General features: G+C 74.4%; 3 protein-coding genes. All 3 read left to right on the forward strand.

The window, feature by feature from the left end:
• Positions 1–3: 3 nt before the first annotated feature.
• Genes sbnA through ACFYXA_RS18705 form a run of 3 tightly spaced genes read left to right on the forward strand, consistent with a single transcriptional unit; the run spans position 4 to position 17,164 of the window.
• Positions 4–984: a 2,3-diaminopropionate biosynthesis protein SbnA gene (gene sbnA / locus ACFYXA_RS18695; protein WP_352246726.1), complete on the forward strand. Its 981-nt coding sequence runs from the start codon at positions 4–6 to the stop codon at positions 982–984.
• Positions 981–8,708, forward strand: coding sequence for an amino acid adenylation domain-containing protein (locus ACFYXA_RS18700; RefSeq protein ID WP_389034010.1), 7,728 nt, complete (start codon positions 981–983; stop codon positions 8,706–8,708). Before sbnA ends, ACFYXA_RS18700 begins: the two co-directional genes overlap by 4 nt.
• Positions 8,705–17,164, forward strand: a complete 8,460-nt coding sequence (locus ACFYXA_RS18705) for an amino acid adenylation domain-containing protein (protein WP_389034013.1) — start codon at positions 8,705–8,707, stop codon at positions 17,162–17,164. The genes ACFYXA_RS18700 and ACFYXA_RS18705 overlap by 4 nt, the downstream gene beginning before the upstream one ends.
• The last annotated feature ends 74 nt before the right edge of the window (positions 17,165–17,238 follow it).

The following is a 17,238-nucleotide window of genomic DNA, read 5'->3' on the forward strand; positions in this document are numbered from 1 at the left end:
ATCATGCCGGTCATTTCGGCTCCGCACGAATTCAACACCGAAGATCTCTACGTCGATCTCCGGACGTTGTACGGATACCCACTGCACCTCAAATGTGAGGGCTTCAACTTCGCCGGTTCCATCAAGCTCAAGGCCGCCGCGAGCATGATCGAGGCGGCCGAGCGCAGCGGTGCGCTCACCAAGGGCTCGACGCTGGTGGAGTCGTCCTCCGGCAATCTGGGGGTCGCGCTCAGCGTGATCGCCGCGGCCAAGGGCTACCACTTCATCTGCGTGGTCGACTCGCGGACCAACATCGCGACGCGCAAGCTCATCGAGGCCCTCGGCAGCGAGGTGCACACCGTCACGGAGCCGGCCGAGGAGGGCGGGTTCCTGGCGGCCCGGCTGGCGTACGTCCGCACGCTGATCGCCGGCGACCCGCGGGTCGTGTGGCTGAACCAGCACGCCAACCCGGACAACTGGCGGGCGCACTACCGCACCACGGCCCCGCAGATCGAGAAGCAGTTCCCCGATGTGGAGCTGCTGTTCATCGGCAGCGGCACCACCGGCACGCTGATGGGCTGCGCCCGCTACTTCAAGGAGCTGCCGCGCCCGGTGACGGTCGTCGCGGTCGACAGCGTCGGCTCCGTCACCTTCGGCGGGCCGGCCGGTCCGCGCATGATCCCCGGACTCGGCGCGGGCGTGCGCCCCGCGCTCCTCGACACCTCGTTCATCGACGACGTGGTGCACGTCCCCGAGGCCGACACCGTGACCGCCTGCCACGCCCTGGCCCGCGGCGGATTCCTGTTCGGCGGCTCCACCGGGACCGTGGTGAGCGGTGCGCTGCGCTGGCTCGCCGACAACCGTCCCGGCGGGAACGGAACGGCGGTCGCGATCGCCCCGGACCTCGGCGAGCGCTATCTGGACACCGTCTACCAGCCGAGCTGGGTGCGCGAGGTGTACGGCATCGAACCGACCGAACTTCCCACGGGAGCGACGCAGTCATGACCTCCACACCTCCCGCCCGGCAGCTGCCGCTCTCCGCCGCTCAGCGCGAGATGTGGTACGGGCAGCAGGCCGACCCGGGCAACCCCGTCTTCACCATGGGCGACTTCCTGGAACTGCGCGGCCCCCTGGACACCGCCCGGTTCACGGCCGCGTGGCAGGGGGTGCTGCGGGAGGCCGGAACCCTCCGCGCCCTGTTCACCGAGCGCGACGGCGAGCCGCTCCAGGAGCTGGCCGACGCCGGGGACTTCCCCGTCGAGACGCTCGACCTGTCCGGAAAGCCGCGGCCGCGTGACGCCGCCGAGGCGTTCATGCGGCAGGACCTGCTGGTGCCGCCGGACCTGACCGCGGGCACGCTGCGGTCGGTCCTGCTGCGGCTCGGCCCGGAGCACCTGCTGTTCTACATCCGGGTCAACCACATCCTGGTCGACGGGTTCAGCCGCGTCCTCATCTACAACCGGCTCGCCGCGCTGTACGCGGACCCGGAGGCCGAGGGCGCGTTCCCCGACCCGCGCACGCTCACCGACGACGAGGCCGCCTACGCCGAGACGCCCAAGTACCTTAAGGAGCAGGCCTTCTGGCGCGGCCGCTTCGAGGAGCAGCCGGAGCCGGTGAGCCTCTCGCAGCGCCCCGGCGGCCCCGCCCGCGGCTCGCTGCGGTGCGAGGCCGTGCTGCCCGCCGCGACGGTCGAGCGGCTGCGGTCGCTGGCCTGGGACGCCCGCGTCACCTGGCAGACGCTGCTGATCGCCGCGACCGGCGCGTACGTGCAGCGGGCCGCCGGCGTGGACCGCGCGCTGCTCACCCTCGCGGTGCCGGCCCGGGCCACGGCGGCCGCCCGCGCGGTCCCGGGGATGCGCGCCAACTTCGTGCCGCACCCGGTGCGGGTGCTGCCCGGCCGTACGGTCGCGGACTTCCTGCGCGACAGCGCGGGCGAGCTGCGCGCCACGCTGCGGCACCAGAACTACCGGGGCGACCGGATCCGCCGCGACCTCGGCTTCGCCGGGGACGCGGGCCGCTCGCTCGGCCCGACCGTCAACGTCCTGGAGTCGGGCTTCGACTACGCGTTCGGCGCGTGCACCGGTCTGCTGCACAACTTGTCGACCGGCCCGGTCGAGGACATGCAGATCATCTATCTCGACGCGGCCGAGGAGGGGTACGCGGTCCGCCTCGACGCCAACCCCTCGCGCTACACGCCCGAGGAACTGGACCTGCACCAGCGCCGGTTGTTCGCCTGGCTGGGGACGCTCGCCGAGGCGGGACCCGACGCGCGCGTCGACCTGCTCGACGTCCTGCTGCCGGAGGAGTCCGCCGCGGTGCGGGCGGGCTGGGGCGCCACCGCGATCGAGACGGCCTACACCGGGGTGGTGGAGCGTGTCCGGGCAGTGGCTGCCGACGATCCCGAAAGGACCGCTGTCCAGGATCCGCAGGGTTCTGTTTCGTACGGTGAACTGGTCGGTCTGGCCTCGGCGTTGACTCGTCGTCTGGTCGCGGCCGGGGTGGGCCCCGGCTCACGGGTGGCCATGCTGTGCGAGCCCGGCATCCCCTTCGTCACCGGCATCCTCGCCATCCTCGGCGCCGGAGCCGCCTGGATCCCCCTCGACCTGCGCGCACCCCTCACCCGCACCGCCTCACTCCTGGACGACTCCCGACCCGACGCCCTCTACACCGGCCCCGCACTCGACCAGACCACCACCGAACTCCTCCACACCGCCTCCAGCGCCCCTGCCGTCGTCACCTGGAACGGCAGCCACGACACCGAACTCGCCCCACCGGTCGGAGGCGGCGACGACCTCGCCTACATCATCTTCACCTCCGGCTCCACCGGCCGCCCCAAAGGCGCCATGGTCCACCGCGCCGGCATGGTCAACCACCTCCTCGCCAAGGTCGACGACCTGAACCTCACCGGCGACGACGTCGTCGTCCACAACGCACCCGTCACCTTCGACATCTCCGTCTGGCAGATGCTCGCCCCCCTCATCACCGGCGCACGCCTCCTCGTCGTCGACCGCGACACCGCCGCCGACCCGCAGGAGCTCTTCGGCCGCATCACCACCGACCACGTCACCGTCCTCGAAGTCGTCCCCTCCCTCCTGCGCGCCGCACTCGACGCCTGGAACAACGGACTCCCCCGACCCCAACTCACCCCCCTCACCCACCTCATGGTCACCGGCGAGACACTCCCCGCCGACCTGGCACGGGAATGGCTGGCGCTGGCTCCTGACATCCCGCTCGTCAACGCCTACGGGCCCACCGAGTGCTCCGACGACGTCACCCACGCCGTCATCACCCCCGACACCCCCCTGCACACCCGCGCCCCCATCGGCCACCCCGTCCGCAACACCCGCCTGTACGTACTCGACCACCACCTCCAGCCCGTACCCCCCGGCACCCCCGGCGAGCTCTACGTCGCCGGCACCGGCGTCGGACACGGCTACCTCGACAACCCCGCCAAAACCGCCACCACCTTCACCGCCGACCCGTATGCAGCTGAAGCCGGCGCCCGCATGTACCGCACCGGCGACCGCGTCCGCCAACGCCCCGACGGACAACTCGAGTTCCTCGAACGCACCGACCACCAAGTCAAGATCCGCGGCCACCGCATCGAACTCGGCGAGATCGAAACCGCACTCCGCGACCTCCCCGGCATCACCGACGCCGCCGCAGCCGTCCACCACGGACGCCTGGTCGCCTACCTCATCGGCACCACCGATCACCCCAAAGCCGCACTCGCCGACGTCCTGCCCGGCTACATGGTCCCCAGCACCTTCCTCACCCTGGACGCACTCCCCCTCACCCCCAACGGCAAGATCGACCGCAAGGCCCTGCCCGCACCCGACCCCTCGGCCGCCGTCTCCGGGCTGGTCCCGGCGCGCGACGCACGGGAGCAGGCGCTGTGCGAGATCTTCGCCGAGGTCCTCGGGCTGCCCGCCGTCGGCATCGACGACAGCTTCTTCGACCTCGGCGGGCACTCGCTGCTCGCCACCAAGGTGGTGTCCCGGATCCGGGCCCGGCTGGGCGTCGAGGTCGCCGTGCGGACGCTGTTCCACGCGCCGACGGTCGCCGAGCTCGCCGCTCGCCTGGACGGGGCGGACGGTCCGGTGCGGCCCGCGCTGGCCGCCGTCGAGCGCCCGGACGAGCTGCCGCTCTCCCCCGCCCAGCAGCGGCTGTGGTTCCTCGACCACCTGGAGAACGGTTCGACCGCCTACCACCTGCCGTTCGCCGTGCGCCTCTGCGGCGACCTGGACGCGGAGGCGCTGGGCGCGGCGCTGGGTGACGTCGTGGCCCGCCACGAGAGCCTGCGCACGGTCTTCCCCGACGCCGGGGGCCGGCCGCGCCAGCGGATCCTCTCCCCCGCCGAGGCGCGTCCCGCGCTGCCGGTCACCGGGACGACCCGCGAGGCGCTGCCCGGGGCGCTGGCCGCCGCGGCCGCCCGCGACTTCGACCTGGCGGACGGGCTGCCGCTGCGCGCCGAGCTGTTCCGGCTCTCCGACGACGAGCACGTCCTGCTCGTCGTGCTGCACCACATCGCGTCCGACGGCTGGTCCGTCGCCCCGCTGGCCCGCGACCTCGCCGAGGCGTACGGGGTGCGGCGGGCGGGCGCGGTCCCCGACCGGGCGCCGCTGCCGGTGCAGTACGCGGACTACACGCTGTGGCAGCACGAGATCCTGGAGGCGGTGGCGGAGGAGCAGCTCGCCTTCTGGAAGGCGGCGCTGGACGGCATCCCGGAGGAGCTGGAGCTGCCGGCCGACCGGCCGCGGCCCACCGTCCCCAGCCGTCGCGGCGGCACGGTCGGCTTCCGTGTCGACGCCGAGGTGCACGCGGCGGTCACGGCGCTGGCCCGGGCGCAGGGCGCGAGCACCTTCATGGTGCTGCAGGCCGCGCTCGCCACGCTCCTGTCGAGCCTCGGCGCGGGCGAGGACATCCCGCTGGGCACGCCCGTCGCGGGGCGCACCGATCCGGCCCTCGACGAGCTGGTCGGCTTCTTCGTCAACACGCTGGTGCTGCGCACGGATCTGTCCGGCGACCCGACCTTCCGCGAGCTGCTCGACCGAGTGCGCACGAGCGACCTGGCGGCGTACGCGCACCAGGACCTGCCCTTCGAGACGCTGGTCGACGCGCTCGCGCCGAGCCGGTCGCTGTCCCGGCAGCCGCTGTTCCAGACCATGCTGGTGCTGCAGAACAACGCCGCCGCCGATCTCGCGCTGCCCGGCCTGGACGTCGAGACGGTCCCGGTCCGCAGCGGCGCCGCCAAGCTGGACCTGGCGTTCGAGCTGACGGAGCGGCACGGGCCGGGCGGGGCGCCGGACGGGATCGACGCGGTCCTGGAGTACAGCAGCGACCTGTTCGACGAGGCGACGGCCCGGTCGATGGCGGACCGGTTCGCCCGCCTCATCGGCGTGCTGACCGGCGACCCCGACCTGCCGCTGGGCCGGGTCGACGCCCTGCTGCCCTCCGAGCGCGCCCGCATCCTGGGCGAGTGGGCCGGTCCGGTCCAGGACGTCGAGACGGCCCCGGTGCACGAGCTGTACGCGGCCAGGGCGGCCGCTCAACCCTCGCACCCGGCACTGGAGTTCGGCGCGCAGGTGCTGTCGTACGCGGAGCTGGACGCCCGCGCGAACCGGCTCGCCCATGAGCTGGCCGCCCGCGGCACCGGGCCCGGCGACCTGGTGGCACTGCTGCTGCCGCGCTCGCCGGAGATGGTCGTCGCGCTGCTGGCCGTCCTCAAGGCGGGCGCCGCCTACCTGCCGATCGACGCCGCCTACCCGCGCGACCGCATCGGCTACATGCTCGACGACGCGCGGCCGGCGCTCGCTCTGACGATGGACGCCGAGTCCGCCGCTCTGGGCGACTCGGACGTGCCCCGGCTGCTGCTGGACGACGCTGACGTAAGTGCCGCGGTGCGGGCCCGGCCGGATCGTGCGCCGGCGGACGCCGACCGGACGCGGCCGCTGACCGTGCGCGACCCCGCGTACGTCATCTACACCTCCGGTTCCACCGGGCGCCCCAAGGGTGTCGTCGTGGAGCACCGCACGGTCGCCGTGATGGTGGCCGACCAGGGCCCCCGCATGGGCATCGGCCCCGCCACCCGCTGGCTGCAGTTCGCCTCGTACAGCTTCGACGCGGCGACCTGGGAGCTGTCCATCGGGCTGCTCTCGGGCGCGACGATGATCCTTTCGACGGCCGAGGAGCGCGGTCCAGGCGCGCCGCTCGCGGAGCTGGTGGAGCGCACCGGCACCACGATGGTCTGCCTGCCGCCGACGGTCCTGTCCGCGTGGCCGGCCGACCGGCCGATGCCCGACGGCGTGCAGCTGGTCGTGGCGGGCGAGGCCTGCCCGCCGGAGCTGGTGGAGCGCTTCTCCCGCGGGCGCGTGATGCGCAACGCGTACGGGCCGACCGAGGCCACCGTCTGCGCGAGCATCAGCGAGCCGCTGTCCGGCGCGGTCAAGCCGCCCATCGGGTTCCCGCTGCACAACACGCGGCTGTACGTGCTCGACGCGCGGCTGCGGCCGGTGGCGCCGGGTGTGACCGGTGAGCTGTACATCGGCGGCGACCAGCTGGCCCGCGGCTATCTGCGGCGCCCGGAGCTGACCGCGAGCCGGTTCGTCGCCGACCCGTACGCCACCGCGCCGGGCGGCCGGATGTACCGCTCCGGTGACCTGGTGCGCTGGAACGCCGACGGCAGCCTCGACTACGTGGGGCGCGTCGACGACCAGGTGAAGCTGCGCGGTTTCCGCATCGAGCCGGGCGAGATCGAGGGCGTGCTGCTCGCCCGGGACGACGTCGCGCGGGCCGCGGTGATCGTCCGCGAGGACCGGCCCGGGGACAAGCGGCTCGTCGCGTACGTCGTCGCCGCGGGCGTCCCGGTGGACGTGCGGGAGATCCGCGCGCGCCTGGCCGCCGAACTGCCCGAGCACATGGTGCCGAGTGCGGTCGTCGCCCTCGACGCGCTGCCGCTCACCGGCAACGGCAAGCTGGACCGCCGGGCCCTGCCCGCGCCCGACCTCACGCGGGCCGCCGAGGGGCGGGCTCCCGCGAACGAGCGGGAGGCGGCGCTGTGCCGGGCGTTCGCGGAGGTGCTCGGACTGGAGTCGGTCGGCGCCGAGGCCGGCTTCTTCGACCTCGGCGGCGACAGCATCAGCTCGATCCAGCTCGTCGGCAAGGCGCGGGAGGCCGGCCTGGCGATCACCGCGCAGGACGTCTTCGTGCACCGCACCCCGCAGGGCCTTGCGCTCGCCGCCCAGGCCGCCGGACGGACCGGGACCGTGGGCGCCGGCGACGGCACCGGACCGGTGCCTGCCACGCCGATCACCGCCTGGTTCGACGCGATCGACGGGCCGACCGGCGGCTTCCACCAGGCGGCCGTCGTCCGGACGCCCGCGGGCGCCTCGTACGAGCGGATCGAGGCCGCGCTGCAGACGCTGCTCGACCACCACGACGCCCTGCGCCGGCGGGGCGACGAGATCCTGGAGGCCGGCGCGGTCCGGGCCGGGGACGTGCTGCGCCGGGTCGAGGCCGGTTCCGGCGACCTTGCCGCCCTCGTCCGCGAGGAGGCCGCCGCAGCCCGCGGCGAACTGGCGCCCGCCCGGGGCGACGTGGTGCGCGCGGTGTGGATCGACGCCGGCGCCGCACGGCCCGGCAGGCTGCTGCTGACCCTGCACCACCTGGTGGTGGACGGCGTCTCCTGGCGCATCCTGCTGCCCGACCTGGCCCAGGCGTACGAGCACCCCGAGCGGCCCCTCGCCCCGGTGGGAACCTCCTTCCGGCAGTGGGCGCTGCTGCTCCACGAGGAGGCCGCGCGGGAGGAGCGCCGGGCCGAACTGCCGCTGTGGCGGGAGATCGCGGACGGCGGCGACCCGCCGCTCGGCGCCCGGCCGCTCGACCCCGGGCAGGACACCGCGGCGACCGCCCGCCGACGGCGGCTGGAACTGCCCGCCGCGGCCACGGCGGAGCTGCTGACGACCGTGCCTGCCGCGTTCCACGCCGAGATCAACGACGTGCTGCTGACCGCCCTCGCCCTCGCGGTCGCCGACTGGCGCCGCGGGCGCGGCGAGCGGCAGGACGTCCTCGTGGACCTGGAGGGGCACGGGCGCCAGGCGGTCGTGCCGGGCGTCGACCTGGCCCGCACGGTGGGCTGGTTCACCAGCACGCACCCGGTGCGCCTCGACGTGGGCCTGTGCGACTTCGACGAGGTGTGGGCGGGCGGGCCCGCGCTCGGCCAGGCGCTCAAGGAGGTCAAGGAGCAGCTGCGCCGGATACCGGACCACGGCATCGGTCACGGTCTGCTGAGCCGGCTCGACGCCGCTTCGGCGGCCGTGCTCGGCGGCCGCCCGGCGCCGCAGCTGGGCTTCAACTACCTGGGCCGGATGGCGTTGTCGGAACCCGGCGACTGGCAGGTCGTGCCGGAGTCGCTGGACGTCGCGGCCGGCACCGACGAGCAGATGCCGCTGCCGCACGCGCTCGGCGTCAACGCACGCACCGAGGACCTGCCCGACGGACCGCGCCTGGTCGCCGAGTGGACGTGGGCGGGGCGGACGGTCGCCGACGCGGACGCGGAGGCGATCGCACGCGGCTGGTTCCGGGCGCTGGAGGCGCTGGCCGCACACGCCGCACGGCCCGACGCCGGGGGCTTCACACCCTCGGACCTTGGGCTCGTCGAAGGGCTCGGCCAGGACGAGATCGACGAGTTCGAGAACGAGTTCGCAGACGAGTGGGGGGACGAAGGATGAGCACGACCGCACAGGGGAAGGGACCCGGGGCGCCGCGGGCGTCGGGCGGACTGAGCGACGTACTGCCGCTCACCCCGCTCCAGGAGGGGCTGCTCTTCCACGCCGTGTACGACCGGCGGGAACTCGACGTGTACGCGGTCCAGCTCGTCCTCGACCTGGAGGGGCCGCTCGACCGGGGCGCGCTGAGGGCGGCCGCGGCGGGCGTCCTGGCCCGGCACCCGAACCTGCGGGCGGGCTTCCGCTACCGCAAGAACGGTCAGCCGGTCCAGCTGATCCCCCGCCAGGTGCCCGTGCCGTGGCGGGAGGTGACGGAGCCGGGCGATGTGGAGGCGCTGACCGACCGGGACCGCACCGAGCCGTTCGACGTGGGCCGGCCGCCGCTGATCCGCTTCACCCTGGCCGTCACCGGCCCGGACCGCCACCGGCTCCTCGTCACCTGCCACCACATCCTGCTCGACGGCTGGTCGATGCCGCTGCTGCTGTCCGAGCTGTTCGCCGCGTACGCGGCGGGCGGCGACGCCTCGGCGCTGCCCGCCGTCACCTCGTACAAGAGCTACCTGTCCTGGCTGAACCGGCAGGACGGCCGGGCCGCCGCAGCGGCCTACGGGGAGCTGCTCGACGGCCTGGAGGAGCCCACCCGGCTCGTGCCGGCGCCGCCCGGCCGCGCCCCGGTGCTGCCCGAGCAGCACATCGCCCGGCTGGACGCCGCGGCGACGGCGCGCCTGACCGAGTGGGCGCGGGCGCGGGGCGTCACCCTGTCCAGCGTCCTGCAGGGCGTGTGGGCCGTCGTCCTCGGGGCGCTGACCGGCCGCGACGACGTGGTGTTCGGCACCACGACGTCGGGGCGGCCGCCGGAGCTGCCGGGCGTCGAGTCGATGGTCGGCCTCTTCATCAACACGCTGCCCGTGCGGCTGCGCACCGGCGCCTCGCGGACCCTCGCGGAGGTCGTGGAGTCGGCGCAGGAGCAGCACACCGCGCTCCTGCCGCACCAGCACCTGGGCCTGTCCCGCATCCAGCGGGACGCGGGCCACGGCGAGCTGTTCGACACCGTCCTGATCTTCGAGAACTATCCGCTGGACCCGGACGCCCTGCGCTCGGCCGTCCCCGGTCTGACGGTCACCGGCGTCAAGGGCCGCGACGCCACGCACTATCCGGTGTCGCTGCTCGTGCTGCCCGGCGAGGAGCTGACGCTGCGGCTCGACCACGCGCCCGACCTGGTCAGCGCCGCGGAGGCCGCCGCGCTGTCCGGACGGGTGCTGCGGCTCCTCGCCGCCCTTCCCGACGCGGCCGACCTGCCGCTCTCCCGGCTGGAGCTGCTGGGCGAGGAGGAGCGGACGACGCTGCTCGGCTCGTACAACGCCACCGCCCGCTCCTACCCGCGCCATGCCCTGCGCGAGCAGCTCGCGGCGCGGGCCGCCGCCGCCCCGGACGCGCCCGCGCTGCGCTGCGGCGCCGAGCGGCTCACCTACGCCGAGCTGCACGCCCGCGCCGACCGGCTCGCCCATGAGCTGGTGGCGCGCGGCGCGCGCCCGGGCGCCCTGGTGGCGCTCGCGCTGCCCCGGTCGACGGAGCTGATCGTCGCGACGCTCGCCGTCGTCAAGGCGGGCGCCGGCTATCTGCCGCTCGACCCCGACTACCCGGCCGACCGCATCGGCTACATGCTCGACGACGCGGCGCCCGCCCTCGTGGTCACCACGACCGGGGTCGCCGCCACGCTGTCCGCCGTCACCGAGCGCCCGCACCTGACCCTGGACACGGCGGCGGCGCTCCTCGCCGAGCGGCCCGCCGGCCCGGTGGGCACCCCCGACCCGGACCCGCTGGAGACCGCGTACACGATCTACACCTCGGGCTCCACCGGCCGGCCCAAGGGCGTGGTCGTGCCCCAGGGCGCGCTGATCAACCTCGTGCACGACATGGGCGAGCGCTTCGGCGTCACGGGCGGGGACCGCTTCCTGTCGGTCACCACCTTCGGTTTCGACATCTCCAACCTGGAGATCCTCGTCCCGCTGCTCACCGGCGCCGAACTCGTCCTCGCCGAGCGCGACACGGTGCGCGACCCGGCCGCCCTCGCCGCCCTGATCACCGGCAGCGACGCGACCGTCATGCAGGCCACCCCGACGCTGTGGCACGCCCTGGTCACCGAGCACCCGGAGAGCCTGGCCGGGCTGCGCGTCCTGATCGGCGGCGAGGCCGTCGGCGAACCGCTCGCCGACGCGCTGCGCGCCGCCTCCCGCGAGGTCACCAACGTCTACGGGCCCACCGAGACGACGATCTGGTCGACCGCGGCCGTCCTGGACGGCGAGCGGGGCGGCGTCCCGCCGATCGGCCGCCCCATCGCCAACACCCAGGTGTACGTCCTCGACGACGCGCTGCGGCCCGCTCCAGCGGGGGCGGTCGGCGAGCTGTTCATCGCCGGCGACGGCGTGGCCCGCGGCTACCACGGGCGCCCGTCGCTGACCGCGACCCGCTTCGTGCCGGACCCGTTCGGTCCGCCCGGCAGCCGGATGTACCGGACCGGCGACGTCGTGCGCTGGGGCGCCGACGGGCAGATCGAGTACATCGGACGGGCCGACCACCAGGTCAAGATCCGCGGCTTCCGCATCGAGCTCGGCGAGATCGAGTCGACGCTCGCCGCCCACCCCGAGGTGTCCCAGGCGACGGTCGTGGCCCGCGAGGACCTGCCGGGCGGCACGCAACTGGTGGGCTACACCGTCGGCACGGCCGCTCCGGCCGCGCTGCGCGCGCACCTGGCCGAGAGCCTGCCCGCGCACATGGTGCCCGCCCTGTTCGTGGCGATGGACGCGCTGCCGCTCACCGCCAACGGCAAGGTCGACCGCAAGCTGCTGCCGGCGCCCGCCCAGGGCCCGCGCACCGCGGCCCGCGCGCCGCGCACCCCGCAGGAGCAGCTGCTGTGCGAGGTGTTCGGCGAGGTGCTCGGGCTGCCCGCGCCCGCCGGTCCGGACGACTCGTTCTTCGAGCTCGGCGGACACTCGCTGCTCGCGACCCGGCTCACCGGCCGCATCCGGACGGCGCTCGGCGCAGACCTGCCGGTCCGCGCGGTCTTCGACGCGCCGACCCCGGCGGCCCTCGCGGCCCGCGTCGCGGACGCTGGGGAGGCCCGGCCCGCCCCCGCGCCGGCCGTACGCCCGGAGGTGCTGCCGCTCTCCCCCGCCCAGCAGCGGCTCTGGTTCCTCGGCCGGCTGGAGACGGACAACCCCGCGTACAACATCCCGGTCGCCGTCCGGCTGAAGGGCGCCCTCGACGTGGCCGCCCTGCGCGCGGCGGTGCGCGATGTCGTCGTGCGCCACGAGGCGCTGCGCACCCGCTTCCCGGACACCGACGGGCGCGCCCGCCAGGAGGTCGTGGACGCGGAGGCGGTGCGCATCGACCTGCCGGTGACCCCGATGAGCGAGGACGCCGTACGGCAGGCGGCGCGGCGCGGCTTCGACCTGGCGGCCGACCTGCCGCTGCGGGCGGAGCTGTTCCGGGCCTCGGACGAGGAGCACGTGCTGCTGCTCGTCGTGCACCACATCGCGGCCGACGGCTGGTCGGTGGGCCCGCTGGGCGCCGACCTCGCGACGGCCTACGAGGCGCGCCGCGCGGGCGGGGCGCCGGCCTGGGCGCCGCTGCCCGTGCAGTACGCGGACTACACGCTGTGGCAGCGGGAGCTGCTCGCGGCGGTGTCGGACGAGCAGCTCGGCCACTGGCGGGAGGCGCTGAAGGACCTCCCCGAGGAGCTCGAGCTGCCGACCGACCGGCCGCGGCCCGCCGTCCCCACGCACCGGGGCGGGCAGGTGGAGTTCCGCATCGACCGGGCGCTGCACGCGGCGGTCGGCGAGCTGGCCCGCTCGCGCGGCGTGAGCACGTTCATGGTGCTCCAGGCGGCGCTGGCCGCCCTGCTGTCCAAGCTGGGCGCGGGCGACGACATCCCGCTCGGCTCGCCCGTCGCGGGCCGCACGGACCCGGTGCTCGACGAGCTGGTCGGCCTGTTCGTGAACACCCTGGTGCTGCGCACCGACCTGTCGGGCGACCCGACCTTCCTCGAACTGCTCGACCGCGTCCGCGCCACGGACCTGGCCGCCTACGCGCACCAGGACCTGCCCTTCGAGGCCCTGGTCGACGCGCTCGCGCCGACCCGGTCGCTGTCCCGGCACCCGCTGTTCCAGACGATGCTCACCCTGCACAACACGCCGGAGTCGGCGGTGCGGCTGGCGGGCCTGGAGTCGGAGCCGCTGCTCCTCGGCACGGGGACCGCCAAGGCGGACCTGGCCTTCGAGCTGTTCGAGCGGCGTACGGAGGAGGGTGCGGCCGACGGGATCGACGCGGTCCTGGAGTACAGCAGCGACCTGTTCGACGAGGCGACCGCCCGGTCCTTCGCCGACCGGCTCGCGCACCTGCTGGGCGTGCTCGTGGCGGCGCCGGACCGGCCGGTCCGCGAGGCCGGGGCGCTGCTGCCGGCCGAGTCCGCCGCGGTGCGCGCGGGCTGGGCGGCGACGACGGTCGAGGAGGCGTACACCGGGGTCGTGGAGCGGGTGCGGGCGCACGCCGCCGCGTGCCCGGACCGGCTCGCGGTGCAGGACCCGACCGGGACTGCCACCTATGCCGAACTGGTGGGTCTGGCCTCGGCGTTGACTCGTCGTCTGGTCGCGGCCGGGGTGGGCCCCGGCTCACGGGTGGCCATGCTGTGCGAGCCAGGCATCCCCTTCGTCACCGGCATCCTCGCCATCCTCGGCGCCGGAGCCGCCTGGATACCCCTCGACCTGCGCGCACCCCTCACCCGCACCGCCTCACTCCTGGACGACTCCCGACCCGACGCCCTCTACACCGGCCCCGCACTCGACCAGACGGCCGCACAACTGCTCGGTGCCGCCTCCAGCACCCCTGCCGTCATCACCTGGAACGACAGCCACGACACCGAACCCGCCCCACCGGTCGGAGGCGGCGACGACCTCGCCTACATCATCTTCACCTCCGGCTCCACCGGCCGCCCCAAAGGCGCCATGGTCCACCGCGCCGGAATGGTCAACCACCTCCTCGCCAAGGTCGACGACCTGAACCTCACCGCAGACGACGTCGTCGTCCACAACGCACCCGTCACCTTCGACATCTCCGTCTGGCAGATGCTCGCCCCCCTCATCACCGGCGCACGCCTCGTCGTCGTCGACCGCGACACCGCCGCCGACCCGCAGGAGCTCTTCGGCCGCATCACCACCGACGGCGTCACCGTCCTCGAAGTCGTCCCCTCCCTCCTGCGCGCCGCCCTCGACGCCTGGAACAACGGACTCCCCCGACCCAAACTCACCCCCCTCACACATCTGTTGGTGACGGGCGAGACGCTCCCCGCCGACCTGGCACGGGAATGGCTGGCGCTGGCTCCTGACATCCCGCTCGTCAACGCCTACGGGCCCACCGAGTGCTCCGACGACGTCACCCACGCCGTCATCCGCACCGCAAGCGACATCGGATCCCGCGCTCCCATCGGCCACCCGGTCCGCAACACCCGCCTGTACGTGCTGGACAGCCACCTCCAGCCCGTACCCCCCGGCACCCCCGGCGAGCTCTACGTCGCCGGCACCGGCGTCGGACACGGCTACCTCGACAACCCCGCCAAAACCGCCACCACCTTCACCGCCGACCCGTATGCAGCTGAAGCCGGCGCCCGCATGTACCGCACCGGCGACCGCGTCCGCCAACGCCCCGACGGACAACTCGAGTTCCTCGAACGCACCGACCACCAAGTCAAGATCCGCGGCCACCGCATCGAACTCGGCGAGATCGAAACCGCACTCCGCGACCTCCCCGGCATCACCGACGCCGCCGCAGCCGTCCACCACGGACGCCTGGTCGCCTACCTCATCGGCACCACCGACGAGCCCAGGACGACGCTCGCGAGTGTGCTTCCGGACTACATGGTGCCCAGCGCCTTCCTCACCCTCGACGCGCTCCCCCTCACCCCCAACGGCAAGATCGACCGCAAGGCCCTTCCCGCACCCGACCCCTCGGCCCATGTGCAGGGTCCCGCGCGGGAGCCCCGTACAGACACCGAGCGCGCCCTCTGCGAGGTCTTCGCGGCCGTGCTCGGGCTGCCGTCCGTCGGCATCGACGACAGCTTCTTCGACCTGGGCGGCGACAGCATCCGCTCCATCGAGGTGGTCGCCGGCGCCCGGCGGGCCGGGCTGCGGGTCACCGCGGCCGACGTGTTCACCCACAAGACGGTGGCCGCGCTGGCCGCCGCCGTCGGCGACGCCGAGCCGGCCGAGATCGTCGGCACCGACGACGGCGTGGGCGAGCTGGCGCCCCTGCCGGTCATGCTGCGGCTCCTCGAAGAGGGCGGCCCGATCGACGGGTTCAACCAGTCCGTCGTCCTGACCGCTCCCGCCGATCTGGACCTGGAGCGGCTCACCCGGGCGCTCCAGCGGGTCGTCGACCACCACGACGCCCTGCGGCTGCGCCTGACGGGCCGGGGTCCCGGCGACTGGCGGCTCGTGATCGCCGAGCCGGGGACCGTGCGGGTCGCGCCGCTGGTGACCCGTATCGACGCGGGCCACCGGGCGTACGAGGACGAGGCGCTGCTGCGGCGGGCGGTGGCCGCCCAGTCGGAGGCGGCGCGCGACCGGCTCGCCCCGCGCGACGGGGTCACGCTCCAGGCCGTGTGGATCGACCGCGGGGCTGACCGCCCCGGCCGGCTGGTCCTGATGTTGCACCACCTCGTCGTGGACGGCGTCTCCTGGCGCGTGCTGCTTCCCGACCTGCTCACCGCGTACGAGCGGCCCGACGCGGCCCTCGACCCGGTCGGCACCTCGCTGCGCCACTGGTCCGGCCTCCTCCGGGAGCAGGCCGCGTCTCGCACCGGGGAAGTGCCGTACTGGACGAAGCTGCTGTCGCACGAGGAGCAGCCGGTCGGCGCGCGGGCGCTGGACCCGGCCCGGGACACGTACGCGACGGCCCGGACGCTGCGCCTGGTCCTGCCGGCCGAGCACACCGGCCCGCTCCTGGAGCACGGCCCCGCCGCCTTCCAGGCGGAGATCAACGACGTGCTGCTCGCCGGCCTCGGCCTCGCGGTCGCCGAGTGGCGCGGCCGGAGCCTGCTCGTCGAGGTCGAGACCCACGGGCGCGAGCAGGTGCGCGAGGGCGTCGATCTCTCCCGTACCGTCGGCTGGTTCACCGGCACCCACCCGGTGCTGCTGAGGGCGGCGGCGCTCGGCGCGGAGCAGGCGGTGAAGGAGATGCGCGAGCAGCTCGCCGCGCTCCCCGACCACGGGCTCGGCCACGGCATCCTGCGTCACCTCGGCGACGGAACCGCCCCGCTGCCCGCGGTCGACCCGCAGCTCGGCTTCAACTACCTCGGCCGCTTCGCCGCGGTGGAGTCGTACGACGGCGGCTGGGCGGCCGCGCCAGAGGCGCGGGAGGCGTTCGCGGCGACGGCCGGCGGCATGCCGCTGGGCCACACCGTCGAGGTGGACGCGCTGGTCGAGGACGGCCCCGACGGGCCCGTCCTGATCGCCAACTGGACGTGGGCGGGCCGGCTGCTGGAACCGGACGATGCCGGGGCACTGGCCGAGGGCTGGTTCCGCGCGCTGCGCACCCTGTCCCGCAGGGCCGGCGAACTCGCCGCGACCGGCCCCTCGGGGACCGGCGGGGCGGGCGGGCGGCGGCCCGCGCTGCTCACCGAGGCGTTCGAGACCCTGCTGCCCATCCGGCCCGACGGCACCCGTGAGCCGCTGTTCTTCCTGCACGGCGGAGTGGGGCTCAGCTGGCCCTACCTCGGACTGGCCGAGCACCTGGCCGAGGAATTCCCCGTCTACGGTTTCCAGGCGTCCGGAATCATCGCGGAAGCTCCGCTTCCGGGGTCGGTGCAGGAAATGGCCGGGGAATACGTCCGCAGAATTCTGGAAATTCAGCCGGAGGGGCCTTACCATCTTCTCGGCTGGTCTTTCGGCGGACTCCTCGCCCACGCGGCGGCCACCCGCCTGGAAGGGCTCGGGCACCGCGTCGCGCTCCTCGCGAACCTGGACAGCTATCCGGTGCCCGAGCCGGACGGCATCCCGGACGACCGGGCCCTGATCGCCAAGATCCTGGAGTACTGCGGCTACGACGCGGCGGCGTTCGCCGGCGGCGAGCCCACGCTCTCCGAGGTCCTGGAGCTGTTCCGGCGGGACGCCAACCCGCTGGCCGGCCTGAACGAGGGGCAGTTGGCCCGGCTGCTGCGGATCGTGCGCAACCACGCGGTCCTCAGCGCCGAGTTCGTCCCGGACCGCTTCGGCGGGGACGTGCTCTTCCTCTCGGCCGAGCGGGGCGCCGGCGAGGACTCCCCGACGGTCGCGGTGTGGGAGCCGTACATCGGCGGCAGCGTCACGCACCACGGCATCGACTCGGACCACGACGGGATGATGCGGCCCGAACCGCAGCGGGCGATCGGCCGGATCATCGCCGCCCACCTCGAACGACTGCGGTGAAACGCGCGGGGGAATTCGCAGGGATCCCGCTCACGCGAGATTCCGACGCATACCCCCGCGCCTCACCGAGAGAA

This window comes from Streptomyces sp. NPDC002566 (assembly GCF_042889585.1).
In the GTDB taxonomy this organism is placed as follows: Bacteria; Actinomycetota; Actinomycetes; order Streptomycetales; family Streptomycetaceae; genus Streptomyces.